Source organism: Entomomonas moraniae, assembly GCF_003991975.1.
In the GTDB taxonomy this organism is placed as follows: domain Bacteria; phylum Pseudomonadota; class Gammaproteobacteria; order Pseudomonadales; family Pseudomonadaceae; genus Entomomonas; species Entomomonas moraniae.
On record NZ_CP029822.1, the window covers coordinates 19236 to 36132 of the forward strand.

Below are 16897 nucleotides of genomic sequence, written 5' to 3' on the forward strand. Positions count from 1 at the left end.
GTATTTAGAAATACTTTATTGGCTAGCAAGAGCAAGGTGTTGCGGTAAAATGGTAACTGTTTATTATTTATTCATCTACTTGATAGAGAGCAATTTTTGTTTTAGGAGGTAATGTGTTTTCTTATTCTAATCGTTTATTCCCTGCTACTAGATTACGAAGAAATCGCGTGGATGACTTTTCAAGGCGACTGGTCTGCGAAAGCCAACTTTCTGTTAATGACTTTATTTTGCCTGTTTTTGTGGTCGAAGGTAAAAAGCAGCGAGTGGATGTCCCCTCTATGCCGGGAGTTCAAAGATTATCCATTGATGAGTTGTTGAAGGAGGTTGAAGAGCTTGCTTCTTTAGGTATTCCTGCCATTGATATTTTTCCTGTTATCGAACCCTCATTAAAAACAGAGGATGGTCGTGAGGCTTGGAATTCGAATGGTTTAGTACAACGAACGATTCGCGCCGTGCGGGAAAATATCCCAGAGATGGGAGTGATTACTGATGTGGCACTGGATCCTTATACAACCCATGGACAAGACGGTATTATAAACGATGAGGGTTACGTCGTTAACGATGTGACAGTTGAGGCACTCGTGAATCAAAGCCTATCCCATGCTCAGGCAGGTGCGCATGTTATTTCTCCTTCTGATATGATGGATGGACGTATTCAAGCCATTAGAAATGCTTTTGAAGAGGATGGACATCATACAACTAGATTAATGGCTTATTCTGCTAAATATGCCAGTGCTTATTATGGGCCTTTCCGTGATGCGGTAGGTTCAAGCAGTCAATTAGGGAAGTCAAATAAGTGTAATTATCAAATGGACCCAGCGAATGCTGATGAAGCATTGCATGAAATAGCACTTGATTTAGCTGAGGGAGCTGATATGGTAATGGTTAAGCCGGGGACACCTTATTTAGATATTGTGTATCGGGTTAAACAAACATTTAAAGTCCCCACTTTTGTATACCAAGTGAGTGGGGAGTACGCAATGCAAATGGCTGCTATTAATAATGGATGGCTTTCAGAAAATATTATTATGGAAACATTGCTTGGCTTTAAACGTGCTGGTGCGGATGGAATATTATCTTATTTTGCTAAATATGCGGCTGAGCAATTAAAAAATAATTGATTTCTTAAAAAGGTTGAAATAGCTATGGCTATAAAAGATAACAAGAATCAAGAGCTAACAGAAAAAGAAGTTATTTCGATGGTTGATGGTGTGGTAGAACAACCACCCACAGAGCTAGAGGATAATCCTATTAATTTAGATGATTACAGTTTATATCTTAATCGTGAGTTTTCCCTCCTTGAGTTTAATTCTCGGGTATTAGAGCAGTCTTTAGATGAGTCTTATCCATTGCTTGAGCGCTTAAAATTCTTATTAATTTTTTCAGGCAACTTAGATGAGTTTTTTGAGATTCGCGTCTCAGGCTTAAAAAAACAGGTGAAATTTTCTCGTGAGCAAGTGGGTGATGATGGCCTCTTGCCTTATCAAGTCTTAGAGCATGTTAATACGGTTGTGCATGATCTCGTGGCACGGCAATATCACATTCTAAATGAAGTGTTGTTACCTGCATTAGCTGAACAGAATATCCGTTTTATTCGCCGTAGAAATTGGAATACAAAACTTAAAGCATGGGCTCGTAAATTTTTTAAGGAAGAAATTGAACCTATTGTAAGTCCTATTGGGTTAGATCCTACCCATCCATTTCCATTATTGGTTAATAAAAGTCTTAACTTTATTGTGGAGCTTGAGGGAACAGATTTATTTGGTCGCAGTTCTGGACTGGCGATTATTCCAGCACCAAGATCATTACCTAGAATTGTGAGAGTTCCTGAGTCGGTAGGGGGAAGTGGTGATAATTTTGTTTTTTTATCTTCGCTCATTCATGCTTATGCCGATGATTTATTCCAGGGCATGCAGGTAAAGGGTTGTTATCAGTTTAGATTAACGCGTAATGCTGATTTATCTGTTGATGCAGAGGATGTGGATGACTTAGCCAGAGCGTTAAAAGGTGAGCTTTTTTCAAGACGCTATGGTGATGCGGTAAGGTTAGAAGTAGTTGATGCATGCCCTGCACATCTAACAGATTATTTGTGTGATCAGTTTCATTTACCAAAAAACGAGCTTTATTTAGTAGATGGCCCCGTCAATTTAACACGACTTTTTCGTATTACTGAGTTGGAAGGGCATGCTGAACTACAACATAAGCCGTTTTTATCGATTATTCCTAGAACGCTGCAAAGAAAGAAAGACAATTTCTTTGCTACGTTATCAAGAACCGATGTTCTGTTATTGCACCCGTTTGAGTCATTTACCCCCGTGATTGATTTTATCAAACAGGCAGCTAAAGACCCTAATGTCTTAGCTATTAAACAAACACTCTATCGGACAGGTGCTAATTCTGAGGTGGTTGACGGCCTTGTTGAAGCTGCTCGTAATGGTAAAGAAGTAACCGCAGTTATTGAGTTAAGAGCACGTTTTGATGAAGAGTCCAACTTACAATTGGCTTCACGATTACAAGAAGCAGGTGTTATTGTTACCTATGGCGTGGTTAGCTTTAAAACCCATGCCAAAATGTGTTTGATTTTAAGACGCGAGGGAACTGAGCTAAAACGCTATGCGCATCTGGGAACAGGTAATTACCACGCAGGTAATGCTAAGCTGTACACTGATTATAGTTTGCTAACAGCAGATGTCGCATTGTGTGAAGATATGCATAAGCTATTTATCCAGCTAATTGGCATGGGGAAAACGCAACGAATGAAGAAGTTGCTTTATTCACCTTTTACGTTAAAGAAAAATTTACTGGATATGATTAGTCGAGAAGCTGTCATTGCTGCTCATGGAGAGCAAGCTCGGATTATTATAAAAGTAAATGGCCTTACCGATGCAAAAATGATCAAAGCACTTTATAAAGCGAGTCAAGCGGGTGTAAAAATTGATCTTATTGTACGAGGTAAGTGTTGTTTGAGACCTGGTGTACCTGGTGTTTCTCAAAATATACAAGTACGTTCTATTATTGGTCGTTTCTTAGAACATAGCCGCGTTTTCTACTTCCTCAATGGTGGAGAAGAAAAGATTTATTTATCCAGTGCAGACTGGATGGAACGTAATCTTGATATGCGTGTGGAAACGTGTTTTCCTATTGAAGGTAAGAGGCTAATTTCTCGTGTGAAAAAAGAGCTTGAACTTTATTTAAGTGATAATACACATAGTTGGATACTGCAAAGTGATGGCAGTTATATTCGCTCTAAGCCTATTGGAAATCAAATACCAAGGTCAGCACAACAAATATTATTTGAACAGTTAACTAAGCCAGTACATAGCCATTAAATAATTTGACGAGAGGGGAACATCATCGATGGTTTATTCAATTGTACCACCACAATTATTTTCAGTTGAAGATTATGAAAAATCCTCTGTTAAGCACATGGATCATACTGCTTGGAGTTATTTGGTTGGTGGTAGTGCGGATGAGATAACTGCTGATAAAAATAAATGTGCTTTTGATGAGATACAGTTACAAACACAGGTGTTAAGGGATTTTGCAGGTGCGAATACACGATTGAATTTGTTAGGCAGTACCTTACCTTTTCCTATTTTATTAGCCCCTGTTGCGTGGCATAAATTATTTCATCCTGATGGTGAGTTAGCCACTGTACAAGCTGCTTCTGCAATAGGTGCGGGTATGGTGGTCAGTACGCAGTCGAGTGTTTTATTAGAAGATGTGGCTGAAAATGCAACGAAGCCGTTATGGTTTCAATTGTATATTCAGCCAGATCGTATGTTTACAGCGGAGCTAGTGAAACGGGCAGAACAGGCAGGTTATAAAGCATTGGTTTTAACCATTGATGCACCTATTTCGGGTGTTCGTAATCGTGAGCAACGGGTTAATTTTCATCTCCCACAAGGTATTAGTTCCGTTAACTTAGCGGGTATGAAAAGGCCAGCAGTACATAATGCTAGTTTGTTAGAAAGCCCTTTGTTTTCAGGGCAGTTAGAAAGCATTCCAACATGGCAAGACATTGAGTGGTTAAAATCTATTACCTCATTGCCAATTATTGTGAAAGGTATTACTTCGGTGGCCGATGTTGAACAGGCCATTACTTTAGGTGTTAATGGCTTGATCGTTTCTAATCATGGCGGACGTGTATTGGATACACTACCTTCAACCATCGAGTTATTACCCGGTATTGCTGAGCAAGTGGCAGGACGTGTCCCTATTTTATTAGACAGTGGTATTCGTCGTGGTACGGATATTTTAAAAGCGCTAGCTTTAGGAGCGAGTGCCGTGATGATTGGACGTCCTTATATCTATGCGCTTTCTGTTGCTGGTGCGGTTGGAGTTGTCCATTTATTAAACATATTGCGCGCGGAGCTTGAAGCCGCAATGGTATTAACAGGCTGCCGTACCTTGTATGAAATTGATCGATCTCTTTTATGGAAGAGCTAGATTTTGGTGAGTGTATGATAATCGAGTGAACAGTTAGCTGTTTTATAAAATCGATAGTTTTCGCGTGCTTGATCTTTCAACAACGGATCATCAATAACAAATTCGGCTATTCGAGCAAACTGTTGATAGCTATTGGGGGGGGTAAAGCTTAAATTAACGAGTAACTTATTGCTTGTTAATGGAATATCTACTCCTTCATAGCCTAAAATAACAGGACTTTCTGGATTTTCTTCCACTAGATCATGAGCGATAAAACTATTGGGTTGGAATTGCCAAAGCAATTCATTCATCTGTTGTCGTTGCTCTGTGTTTTGGCAAAGAATATAAATATTATCTAATTGTCGCCATGCCTTATTAATTAACTTACAACTAAATAATAAACAATCTGCTATTTGCGTGGTGGGTAAGTTATAAAAGTCTACTTTTGGCATGGGGCTTTACCATCAATTTATAATAAAAATGCTATGTAACCTATTATATTAACCAATATTTTTTAATACTGCATTAAACAAATTTTTGTGATGTAGGTTGTTTCATTTTTCTGACGTGTTATTATTTGAGTAATAGAAATTAAGGCATATAATTTGCTTAATATTATGAGGTTTATGGATTAGGGTATGAAGCCAACCTTAGCGTTAAAGATAGGACAACAACTGTCAATGACACCCCAGTTGCAGCAAGCAATTAGGCTTTTGCAATTGTCTACTGTTGATTTACAACAAGAAATTCAAGAAATACTAGAATCTAACTCTATGTTAGAGCAGCAGGAACCCGGTGAGGAGTTTGATGATAACAACTTATTGGCAGAAGAAAATATACTGGTTAATCCGTCGAGCCAAGAAATTAGTTTCAAAGATCATAATCATGACAATGAAAATACGATAAGCACTGACGATAGAAACCAAGTTTCATCAACTGATGTTATTCCTGAAGAGCTCCCCGTTGATACTAATTGGGATGATATTTATCAAAGTAGTTTGCCAGCTTCTCATAACGACTCAGAAGAGTCTGATTTTACAACGTATACCTCCGAGGGCGAAACCCTACAAACCCACTTATTATGGCAGCTTAATGTAGCCCCATTAACCGATAGAGATAAAACAATTGCCATTAATATTATTGATTGTATTAATGAAGATGGTTATTTAGAAGAGTCAATCACTGATATTTGTGAAGGGTTGGATGCATCGCTAGAGGTTGAGGCTGATGAAGTCGAAATGATGCTTCATTACATTCAGCAGTTTGATCCAGTGGGGATAGGCGCACGAGATCTAAAAGAATGTTTACTCCTACAGTTAAATGGCTTGTTTACTGAGCACACTTATTATCAAGGGGCAAAAGAGCTTGTGACAACTTGGTTAGATGTTTTAGCGTCGAAAGATTATACCAAGTTGATGCGGTTGACGAAACTTAAAGAAGAAGAGTTAAGGCAAGTGATAGGTTTAGTACAATGCCTTAATCCTAAGCCTGGCAGTCAGATAGAGTCTAAAGAGCCAGAGTATATTGTCCCTGATGTGATTGTCCGTAAAAATAATGACCACTGGATTGTTGAGCTTAATCAAGAGGCGATGCCTAAGCTCCGTGTTAATGCACAATATGCAAGTTATGTACAACGTGCTAACAATTCATCAGATAATCAATTTTTAAAAAACCAACTTCAAGAAGCACGTTGGTTTATCAAAAGCTTACAAAGTCGTAATGAAACACTGATGAAAGTTGCAACACAAATTGTTGAACATCAGCGTGGCTTTTTAGAATATGGCGAAGAAGCGATGAAGCCATTGATTTTATCAGAAGTGGCTGACGTAGTTGGGATGCACGAGTCGACTATTTCTCGTGTAACAACTCAAAAATATATGTACACCCCCCGTGGTATTTATGAGCTGAAATATTTTTTTTCAAGTCATGTTAATACTTCCGAAGGGGGGGAGTGTTCATCAACGGCTATTCGCGCTATGATTAAAAAACTAATTGCTGCAGAGGATTCTAAAAAGCCTTTGAGTGATAGTAAATTGACCTCTTTATTGGAGGAGCAAGGTGTACAAGTGGCGAGAAGAACAGTTGCTAAATACCGAGAGGCATTGGGCATTGGTTCTTCGAGTGAACGTAAACAATTCATATAATAAATAACGTCGCTTATACTTATTTTGAGTGTAAGTATTTTTAAATGTTAAGGAGAAATATATGCAAATTAACATTACTGGTCACCAACTTGAAGTTACAGAAGCTTTACGTAACTATGTTGATGAAAAATTCACAAGGCTTGAAAGACACTTCGACAAGATAACTAGTGCCCAAGTCATTATGGGTGTTGAGAAGTTAAATAAAAAAATAGATGCAACGTTGCTATTAGCCGGTGGTGAGGTAGTTGCCAGTGCTGAAAATACTGACATGTATACAGCTATTGATTCATTAGTTGATAAATTAGACCGTCAATTAATTAAGTTTAAAGAAAAGCAACAAAAATACTAATTAGTTTTTGAGTGTAAGGCCTGATTTCATAATTAATTTATTAATTATGAAATCAGGCCTTAATTTATTTGTATAGACAACATCACTTAATGATTGATATACATGTTATAATTATTTAAATATTAGACAATTTTTTATATAAATTTATTGAGCGATCATTTTTGTTTATGATTCAACTTAAAGAAATACTAACGCCATCCCAAGTGGTAGTAAATGCTCATGTGACTAGCAAAAAAAGAGCGTTAGAGCTAGTTGCTCAGACAATTGCAGAAAACTGTAATGAATTAGATGTTCATAACTTGTTTGAGCATTTAATAGAAAGAGAGCGATTAGGCACGACTGGTTTTGGTAACGGTGTGGCTATTCCCCATTGTCGTATTGAAAATTGCCAACAACCTATTGCAGTTGTTTTGAAATTAACGACACCAATTGATTTTGATGCTATAGACAACGAACTGGTTGATATTCTTGTTGGATTAGTTGTTCCTAATAATGCGACAGATGAACATTTGCAACTACTTAAACAAATAGCCGCGTTATTAAGTGATGCGCAAGCATGTAAACAGATAAGATCCTCTACAAGTAGTCAAGAGCTTTATCAAATTTTAACAAATGGAGTTTCAGGTATATAGGAACGGATATGCGTCTTGTTATTATCAGTGGCCGCTCAGGTGCGGGAAAAACTACCGCTTTACATTTGTTAGAGGATAACGGTTTTTACTGCATTGATAATTTACCTGCAAGCCTTTTTTCTGTTGCGATTGAGCAAGCCATATCCCAAACCAATATTACCAAAATAGCGGTATCGATTGATGCGCGAAGCTTGCCTACGCAAATTGAAAATTTCCCTACTGTGTTTGAGCACTTACAAGGTAAATATACTTCTTGTGACTTAGTCTATCTTGATGCAAAAGATGACATATTGATCAGTCGTTTTTCTGAAACAAGACGTCGCCATCCCTTAACAACGGGAGAGCGCTCATTACCTGAATCTATCGAAGAAGAATCTAGGCTATTAGCCCCTATTGTTAATTTAGCTACTTTGCATGTTGATACAACTGCTTTAAATATTTACCAGCTAAGAGACTTTTTAAAACTCCGCTTGTTAGGCGAAGCAGGGCTAGCGACAGCACTGCTTATTGAGTCATTTGGTTTTAAGTATGGTGTACCAATAGATGCAGATTGGATTTTTGATTTAAGGGCATTACCTAATCCTTATTGGGTAAGCGAGTTAAGGTATTTAAAAGGGAAAGATCAGGCTGTAATAGATTACTTAGAGAAACAGCCCGATGTATTGGAAATGCAAGAAGACATACTGACGTTTTTAAAGAAGTGGCTACCCAAAATTATAGCATCTAATAGACCTTATATTACGGTTGCTCTAGGTTGTACTGGTGGGCAACATCGTTCTGTTTATTTTGTAGAACAAATCAGTCGTGAGTTAAAAACGCTTTTAACCAATGTTCAGGTGCGCCATCGTGATTTATCATAGGAGATTTACAGTAAATGCAGTCAAAAGAAATCGAAATTATTAATCAATTAGGACTACATGCCCGAGCAGCAGCTAAGTTTGTGGGGGCTGCAGGTCGTTTTGATTGTAGTATCAAAGTTGGACGTACCGTCGATTCGCTGGTGGATGGTAAAAGCATTATGTCTGTTATGATGTTAGCTGCAAGTAAAGGCACTAAGTTACAATTAATAACAGATGGTACCGATGAACAAGAAGCTATAGACGCTATTGTAGAGCTAGTAGAAAATTATTTTGGTGAAGGTAAGTAGTACATAGATAAAAGCATGTAAACTCATGCGATACTGATATTATAAAGACGTTATTATTTGTTATGATACATGTCTATTAATGGTCTCATGTATACAGCAGTAAATGATTAATATCTACTGCATGTGAGTTTTCCGTGATAATGGCTAAGAAAGATAATTAATTATTTATGCATCTTTTCTTGTCAGATAAAAGATCTGATTTGATTATATAGAATGAATATTGCTAATGCCTAAAACTTTTTATGATATTCCTAAGCAGCGTCCGATTACTCCCTTGCTTGATAGCATTGATGATACGAAACAACTGCGCTTATTAGGTAGTGCCGAGTTACTCCAACTAGCAGATGAGCTACGAGAGTATTTACTCTATAGCGTTGCTAAAACAGGGGGCCATTTTGGAGCAGGGCTTGGGGTTATCGAGTTAACCATCGCATTACATTATGTCTACAATACGCCTGTTGATAATTTGGTATGGGATGTTGGGCATCAAGCCTACCCCCATAAGATTTTGACAGGCCGTCGTGAGCAAATGGCTACACTACGTCAACGGGGCGGATTAAGTGCTTTTCCTAAGCAAACGGAAAGTGATTATGATAGTTTTGGGGTTGGTCATTCCAGTACCTCTATTAGTGCAGCATTGGGCATGGCTATTGCTGCCCACTTACAAAATAATCAAAAGAAAACAGTTGCCGTGATTGGCGATGGTGCACTTACTGCGGGCATGGCATTTGAAGCGCTCAATCATGCAACAGTTGTTGATGCCGATATGTTGGTCGTGCTTAACGATAACGAAATGTCCATTTCCGATAATGTGGGCGGGCTTTCTAATCATTTAGCTAAAATTTTATCAAGTCAGACGTATCGTAATGTTCGAGACAATGGTAGAAAACTGTTGTCACATTTACCTGGGGCATGGAATATTGCTCGCTTAACGGAAGAATATGCTAAAGGTATTCTTGCTCCTACAACATTATTTGAGGCGCTAGGCTGGAATTACATTGGGCCAATAGATGGTCATGACCTCCCTACATTAGTAGCGACATTACGTAATATGCGTAATTTATCAGGCCCTCAATTCTTGCATATCGTGACTAAAAAAGGGAAAGGGTTTGCCCCTGCAGAAGCGAACCCTATTGCTTATCATGCAATTAGTAAACTAAAGCAGACCAGTATCGATAAACAAGAAAGCAAACCGCCTAAATATTCTAATGTATTTGGTCAGTGGCTTTGTGACATGGCCGCGCAAGACGAACACTTAGTAGGTATAACCCCTGCAATGAAAGAGGGATCAGATCTGATTGCCTTTAGTGAGAAGTATCCACAGCGCTATTTTGATGTGGCGATTGCAGAGCAACATGCGGTGACCTTAGCTGCAGGTTTGGCTTGTGATGGTATGAAACCTGTAGTGGCCATTTATTCAAGTTTTTTACAGCGTGCTTATGACCAGCTTATTCATGATGTGGCTATTCAAAACTTAGATGTATTATTTGCAATTGATCGAGCTGGGCTTGTTGGAGAAGATGGACCCACTCATGCGGGAAGCTTTGATCTTTCGTTCTTACGCTGTATTCCTAACATGGTTATTATGGCGCCCAGTGATGAAAATGAACTGCGTAAGATGCTAACAACGGGGTATTTATACCATGGTCCCGCCGCGGTTCGTTATCCTAGAGGAACAGGGCCTAATGCAAAAATTGAAAAAACACTTTTACCTATAGCAATTGGTAAAGCGGTTGTTCGCAGACAAGGCCAACGACTTGCTATCCTAGTATTTGGCGTGCAATTACAACAAGCAATAGTGGTTGCTGAGAAATTAAATGCAACCGTTGTTGATATGCGGTTTGTTAAACCCCTAGATGAAGACTTGTTGATAACTATTGTAAAAGAGCATGATTTATTAGTAACGATTGAAGAAAATAGCATTATGGGTGGTGCTGGCTCTGCTGTAGGAGAGTACTTATCTAAACATAATTATACAAACTCATTATTACAGCTAGGCTTACCTGACAGCTATGTTGAGCATGCATCACATTCGTTTATGTTAGCTGAGTGTGGCTTAGATGAAGCAGGGATAGAGCAAGCAATTAATACGCGTCTAGCAATGTTGGAGAAAGATGCGTGAGACTCTCTCGATTCTTTGTTAATACGCCGCTTACGCTAGGCGATATCGAGCTACCAGAGCAGATAGCACATTATATGGGACGTGTTTTGCGGCTGCCTGCTGGCGCAGAGGTTCAGTTATTTGATGGTTCAGGGTTCGAGTTTTTAGGCTCGATCAGTGAAATAACTAAGAAAAGACTGACAGTTACGCTGACAGAGCAAATAGCAGGTCTTCCCGAGTCACCTCTTCATACCCATTTGGGACAAGGGTTGGCACGTGGTGAAAAAATGGATTTTGTGATCCAAAAGGCAACAGAGCTAGGCGTTAATGAAATAACCCCATTAGTGACCGAGCGTTGCGAGGTTCGTTTAAGTGATGAACGAGCCGATAAACGCCTTTTACATTGGCAGCAAGTGGCGATTAGTGCCTGTGAACAATCAGGTCGTACTAAAATACCTGTTATCCATGCGCCTATCGTGCTGGATGATTGGTTGGTTCACGTGCAAGCTGATCTTAAATTGATGTTACACCCGATGGCGGAGTCTATAGAAAGTTATACGAAACCTTCTTCGTTAGCACTATTGATAGGACCTGAAGGTGGTTTTTCTGATAATGAAATAGCTAAAGCCAAACAACATGCTTTTCAGTCCATTCGTTTAGGGCATCGAGTCTTACGTACAGAAACTGCGCCTATTGTGGCTTTGACGTTAGCACAACAGTTGTGGGGTGATTTCTCTGCTTAAAAAAATACGGCCTTGTATTCGGCCGTATTTAAAGTTTCTGCTCCCCAGTTATTCTGATTCTGGGGCTTTTAATGATGACACAAGCGCCATGAACATAGCGGCTAAATAGGGAAGTGATTGAATTGTTAACATCGCTATCCAAAGAATAAGATCATAGCCAAAACTGCTTTGTGTGATGATTAAACCCACAACCATTGCCCATAGCAATAGCATAATAAAGAGCTCTTCTCTGGCCTCAGCTAATGCCACCAATAAACCATGGGTACTGCGCATTTTAGGTGTTCTAAAGAACGGAATATGCTTTGTCACTGTGCCATAAATAACCGCTTTGGCAATGGTATGCGAGAGTGATAATCCGGCAATCGCTGCATATAAACCTTCTTTATAATTGATGGTAACTGCTTTTTTATAAAGAAAAATAATCTTGCCTACTTTAAATAAAAACAGTGCCAGTGGCGGTAATGCAAAGATGGTTAAAGGGGGGTCAAATTGTTGAGGATTAATAATCATCGCCGTTGACCACAATAGCGAGCCAATGATAAAGAAAATATTCATGCCATCGGCAATCCAAGGAAGCCAGCCAGCAATAAAATGGTAACGTTGACCTCTAGTTAATTGTCTAGTGTCTTTTGACTCGCCCAGAACCAATAATTTGAAATGGTGCTTAATAATTTGCATTGCACCATAGGCCCATCTAAAGCGCTGTTTTTTAAAGTCGATAAAGGTATCTGGCATTACCCCTTTACCAAAGCTTTGCTCACAATAGGCTGCAGAGAGGCCTTTTTCAAAAACGCGAAGACCCAGTTCAGCATCTTCAGTAATACACCATTCTGCCCATTTTAATTCGTCCAATACGGTACGGCGAACCATGGTCATCGTACCGTGTTCGATAATGGCATCACGCTCATTACGGGTTATCATACCGATATGGAAGAATCCCTTATATTCAGCATAACAGAGCTTTTTAAAGAAGTTTTCATCACCGTCGTAGTAATCTTGTGGTGATTGAACAATGGCAATTTGTTGGCTTTTGAAATGAGGCGTCATGTATTTTAGCCAGTTAGGCTCAACACAATAATCGGCGTCAATCACTGCCACAATTTCTACCTCAGGAGAAACTCTTTCCAATGCATAATTGAGTGCACCTGCTTTAAAACCAGCCAAGGGAGCGACATGGAAAAAACGGAATTTTTCACCGAGCTCTTTACAGTAAGCTTCGATAGGTTCCCAAACATTAGGGTCTTTCGTGTTGTTATCAATCACCATGACTTCATAATGAGGGTAATCTAAGTTAGCCAATGCGTTGAGAGTTTTTTTCATCATCTCAGGCGGCTCATTATAGCAGGGGACTTGTACGCAAACTTTAGGACGATAAGCTTCATCTTCCATGACGGGGGGGAAGGGGCGGCGGCGGTTACTTGTCCAAACGGTTTCAGCTAACTCATGAGCTTCAACTAATATCACAATGGCAACACCAATGACCCCAAAGGTTAATAAGATGCCGACAATCAAATTAAACCATGTACTGTATTGTTGGGTATAGTCATAACCAATCCAAACAATAGCTGAGGCACAGGTAAAAGCAATCAGGGTTAGAAAAACACGGCCTCTCTTTTTAAGTGATGAACCATCAATCATTAGTAGTGCAAAGGCTAAGAAGGCGAGTACAGCCGAAATAACCGCAAGAGTTTTCCATTCAGGGATGGCGACAATTGGCCCTGTAAAGTTAAATTTAGGCTGTCTATCAAGGCCGTATACACCCCAATAAGCACCAACAGCGCCTTCTTGTGCAATTTTCCAAGGTTGGTCGAATGCTTCAACAACGAAGTAATTGTAGCTGAGGTCATTTAATTGGTTAACCAATGTGCGTAAATAAATAGCTTGTTCAGAGTAAGAAGCTTCTGCCTCACCAATCATACGGCCATTACTAGGCCAACCCACTTCTGAGAGAAGCAATGGTTTGTTTGGAAAGTCTTTTTCAAGCAGTGTTATTTTATCAAAAACAAAGTCAATGGCTTGGTTGGCAGGGACTTCTTCCCAGTAGGGCAAAATATGGGCAGCCACTAAATCAGTATGGTTGGCGAGTTCAGGGTATTTATCCCAAATATGCCATTGTTCGGAGGTGGTAACAGGAATATCGAGTTGTGAACGGGCATAGTCGAGGTAGCTGATCATTTGCTCAAGGCTAACTTCTTCGCGAAATAGCGCTTCATTCCCAATGGTTAAACGGACAACATTTTTGTTTTCTTTGGCTATTTGTATCGCCTTATCTAATTCTTTTTGATTTTCTTCTAAATCATTACTGATCCAAGCACCGAGTGTTACATTTAAGCCATATTCTTTAGCAATCGCTGGGATAGTGGCTAAGCTTCCTTTAACAGAGTAAACACGAATATTGTCTGTTTCTTTGGTCACAATGTTGAGGTCTTGTCTAATCTCTTTTTCTGTTGGAAAGGTATTTTTAGCAGGGTCTTCTCCATTATGAAAAGGAGAAAAAGAGTAACCTGATATATAAGATGGCCAGTTAGGTGCCTGAATGGGGCGGTCATACCATGCCCATATCCCTGTAAAAAAAGCAGTGATCAGGAGTACAATAATAATATTGGCGGTGCTTTTGTGCTTCATGAAAAAATAACCTTAAAATAAATAACCGCTAAGTCAATCTAGTTTTTATATAATTAAAAATTAACTATAAGACAGCAATAATGTAGATTAGCTCATCTAATCTTTAAAAAACAGTAATTCATTATGTTTTTAAAGTTTCGTTAAACTAATTTTAATAATTTGTTGACGCTTTATATGTTGTTTATATGGAATAATGTTTTATAGTTTTAGGTAACTTAATTAGGAAGACAAGTGACATGCAACCAGCCTATACACAAACAGGATATAAAATGACGGAAGCTATCCATTCGTTGGTTTCACAGCATATTGGAGAAACGGGCTGTGTATTGTTTGATGATAATTTAGATGCTTTTGTGATTAGAGCCATTAGTGCCAGTGAGGCAGGGCAGAGTTTAGACTTACAATATTATATTTGGAATCATGATTTAACCGGTAATCTATTAGGATATGAATTATTAAAAGCGGCTGATCGTGGAGTGCACGTACGCTTGTTACTTGATGACATGAATGCCCATGATAAAGATACACTACTGGCAACGCTAGAACAGCACGAGAATATTGAAATACGTTTATTCAATCCAAGTTATGAGAGAAATAACTGGTTTCGACGCAGTTTTGAACTAATTTTTAGAGGGTTAAGTCTCAATCGAAGAATGCACAATAAAGCATGGATTGTTGATAAAAGCATTGCGATTGTGGGCGGAAGAAATATCGGTAATGAATATTTTGATGCTGCCCCCAAAACTAACTTTTTTGATGTAGATACCTTAATACTAGGTAATGCAGTTTCAGAGGTTTCTTCCATATTTGAGCAGTTTTGGAATAGTCGCTCGGCCATTGCTTTAAATAAATTGGTCAAAACTAAGGAAGGTTCTTTACAAGAGTTGCGTCAATATATTGAAAATATGGATGACAATATCATTAAAGAAACCAATGTCTATCGAGAGCGCTTAAAAAACTCTCCAAGTATTGGCGTACTTTTAAAACAAGGTCGTCCTATTTTCTGGACAAAAGAAGTTCATGTTTATTCAGACCCCCCAGAGAAAGCGGTTGGAAAAGGGCAAGACCAATGGTTAATTAATCAACTGTACCCTGTTTGGGTGAGTGCTCAATCTAATCTAAAATTGATGTCTCCTTATTTTGTACCAGGGAAAGAAGGCGTTAAGTTGATGGCAGATTTGAGAGAGACAAATGTTGAGGTTGGCGTTTTAACTAACTCATTGGCGGCGACTGACGTAATGATAGTACATAGCGGCTATGCACCGTATCGAATGCCGCTACTAAAAGAAGGGGTTAAACTCTATGAGTTAATGCCTTTTAACCATACTAAAAAGAAATTATTTGGTGCCAGTGGGGCGAGTCTACACACAAAAGTGTTTATTAAAGATGATCTAACCTGCTTTATTGGTTCATTTAATTTTGATCCACGGTCTATTCGCTTGAATACAGAGATGGGGATTTTATTTAACCAGCAAGAAATGGCAAAAGTATTGTCGGAGCTTTTTGTACTAAAAGTGAAAGAAAATAATAGTTATCAACTATTTGTTGAAAATAATCAGTTACGCTGGAAAGATGGGTCAGAAGAGCCTCCTATCATCTGGAAACACGAGCCTGAAGTCGGTATTATTAAGCGGGCAATTACAAGAATAGCCAGTTGGTTGCCTATCGAATCGCAGTTATAAAGAGCGAGATGTGGCAGTTTCCTTCATTCAACTATGGCATGTGATAGATTCTATCGTTATAATCTATTACTTTTATTGAAAGCGTTTACTACTATGCAATTAGTTCGCTGTTTGCAGGACTTAAAAAAATTACAATCGGGCAGTGTTGTTACCATTGGTAATTTTGATGGCTTACATTTGGGGCATCAAGTTATTCTGGAACATGTGAAGGCGCAAGCTAAAATACTGAATGTGCCTAGCGTTGTTATTATTTTTGAGCCACAACCTAAAGAGTTTTTTGTCCCCGATGCGGCAACTATACGCTTAACTAGATTGCGTGAAAAATTGGAGCTGTTCAGAGATAACGCAATTGATTTTGTTTTATGCCTTCATTTCAACCAAAACTTTAGTAAGTTAACAGCAGAAGATTTTATCAAGAAAATTTTAGTAGATGCATTGCATATTAAGCACATTGAAGTAGGTGATGATTTCTTATTTGGCGCTAAACGTGCAGGTAATTTCACTATGCTCGAAGAAGCTGGTAAAGAGTTTGGTTTTAGTGTGAAAGATGCTAAAACTGTTTTTTTAGACGGTGAGAGAATTAGCAGTACCCGTGTGCGCAATGCTTTGTTAGTGGATGACTTAGATTTAGCTGAGCGTTTATTAGGCAGGCCTTTTCAGTTATCAGGCCGTGTTATCCAAGGTCAGCAGTTAGCAAGAAAGTTAGGTTGTCCAACGGCAAATATTCAATTAAAACGAAAACAAGCGCCACTAAAAGGTGTGTTTGTAGTAAGTTGTGAGCTTGATGGTAAAGTCTATTGTGGTGTTGCCAATATTGGCATAAGACCTACCGTAAAGGGCGATGGTAATTCCCATTTAGAAGTTCATTTACTGGATTTCTCGGGTGATCTTTATAAAAGACACATTCGAGTGACTTTTCATCAAAAGCTGCGTGATGAAAAGAAATTCAACTCACTTGATGAGTTAAAAGCAGCAATTGACAAAGATGTGACCAATGCACGTGCTTATTGGCATGCACGTGGCTTATTAAATTGTTAGGGCTTTTA

At 38.8% G+C, this 16897-nt stretch carries 14 protein-coding genes; 12 read left to right on the top strand and 2 right to left on the bottom strand.

Annotated elements, in window-relative coordinates:
- The first annotated feature begins 113 nt into the window (after positions 1–113).
- From hemB to DM558_RS00105, 3 genes are all read left to right on the top strand, one after another.
- Positions 114–1121 carry a porphobilinogen synthase gene (gene hemB / locus DM558_RS00095; RefSeq protein ID WP_127161493.1) on the top strand — a complete coding sequence of 336 codons (1008 nt, stop codon included), beginning with the start codon at positions 114–116 and terminating at the stop codon, positions 1119–1121.
- 78 nt (positions 1122–1199) lie between these two features.
- Complete coding sequence (gene ppk1 / locus DM558_RS00100; RefSeq protein ID WP_127164766.1) at positions 1200–3329, top strand: polyphosphate kinase 1; 2130 nt, start codon at positions 1200–1202, stop codon at positions 3327–3329.
- Positions 3330–3357: 28 nt separating this feature from the next.
- Positions 3358–4449 carry an alpha-hydroxy acid oxidase gene (locus DM558_RS00105; protein ID WP_127161494.1) on the top strand — a complete coding sequence of 364 codons (1092 nt, stop codon included), beginning with the start codon at positions 3358–3360 and terminating at the stop codon, positions 4447–4449.
- Here the strand turns inward: DM558_RS00105 and DM558_RS00110 are convergent.
- A complete protein-coding gene (locus DM558_RS00110) occupies positions 4446–4880 on the bottom strand; it encodes a DNA polymerase III subunit chi (RefSeq protein WP_127161495.1) in 435 nt (144 codons plus the stop codon). The genes DM558_RS00105 and DM558_RS00110 overlap by 4 nt on opposite strands.
- A 186-nt stretch (positions 4881–5066) precedes the next feature.
- Between DM558_RS00110 and DM558_RS00115 the strand changes: the two genes are divergently transcribed.
- From DM558_RS00115 to DM558_RS00145, 7 genes are all read left to right on the top strand, one after another.
- Positions 5067–6572, top strand: coding sequence for an RNA polymerase factor sigma-54 (locus DM558_RS00115; protein WP_127161496.1), 1506 nt, complete (start codon positions 5067–5069; stop codon positions 6570–6572).
- A 61-nt stretch (positions 6573–6633) separates the two neighbouring features.
- Complete coding sequence (gene hpf, locus DM558_RS00120; RefSeq protein WP_127161497.1) at positions 6634–6921, top strand: ribosome hibernation-promoting factor, HPF/YfiA family; 288 nt, start codon at positions 6634–6636, stop codon at positions 6919–6921.
- A 167-nt stretch (positions 6922–7088) separates the two neighbouring features.
- Positions 7089–7553, top strand: a complete 465-nt coding sequence (gene ptsN / locus DM558_RS00125; protein WP_127161498.1) for a PTS IIA-like nitrogen regulatory protein PtsN — start codon at positions 7089–7091, stop codon at positions 7551–7553.
- 8 nt (positions 7554–7561) lie between these two features.
- Positions 7562–8413 (top strand): RNase adapter RapZ, encoded by an 852-nt coding sequence (rapZ, locus tag DM558_RS00130; RefSeq protein WP_127161499.1) that lies wholly within the window; start codon positions 7562–7564, stop codon positions 8411–8413.
- Positions 8414–8427: 14 nt separating this feature from the next.
- Entirely contained in the window at positions 8428–8700 is a 273-nt protein-coding gene (locus DM558_RS00135) for an HPr family phosphocarrier protein (protein ID WP_109703585.1), read from the top strand.
- A 226-nt stretch (positions 8701–8926) separates the two neighbouring features.
- On the top strand, positions 8927–10822 hold the full coding sequence (dxs, locus tag DM558_RS00140) for a 1-deoxy-D-xylulose-5-phosphate synthase (protein ID WP_127161500.1): 1896 nt from the start codon (positions 8927–8929) through the stop codon (positions 10820–10822).
- Positions 10819–11544, top strand: a complete 726-nt coding sequence (locus DM558_RS00145; protein ID WP_127161501.1) for a 16S rRNA (uracil(1498)-N(3))-methyltransferase — start codon at positions 10819–10821, stop codon at positions 11542–11544. The genes dxs and DM558_RS00145 overlap by 4 nt, the downstream gene beginning before the upstream one ends.
- Before the next feature lie 48 nt (positions 11545–11592).
- Here DM558_RS00145 and DM558_RS00150 read toward each other — a convergent pair whose 3' ends face one another.
- Positions 11593–14169, bottom strand: a complete 2577-nt coding sequence (locus DM558_RS00150; RefSeq protein ID WP_127161502.1) for a glycosyltransferase — start codon at positions 14167–14169, stop codon at positions 11593–11595.
- 236 nt (positions 14170–14405) lie between these two features.
- On the opposite strand from DM558_RS00150, the gene DM558_RS00155 reads away from it, so the two are divergent.
- Complete coding sequence (locus DM558_RS00155; RefSeq protein ID WP_228411776.1) at positions 14406–15851, top strand: phospholipase D family protein; 1446 nt, start codon at positions 14406–14408, stop codon at positions 15849–15851.
- A 93-nt stretch (positions 15852–15944) separates the two neighbouring features.
- Complete coding sequence (gene ribF / locus DM558_RS00160) at positions 15945–16889, top strand: bifunctional riboflavin kinase/FAD synthetase (RefSeq protein WP_127161503.1); 945 nt, start codon at positions 15945–15947, stop codon at positions 16887–16889.
- Positions 16890–16897: the final 8 nt, after the last annotated feature.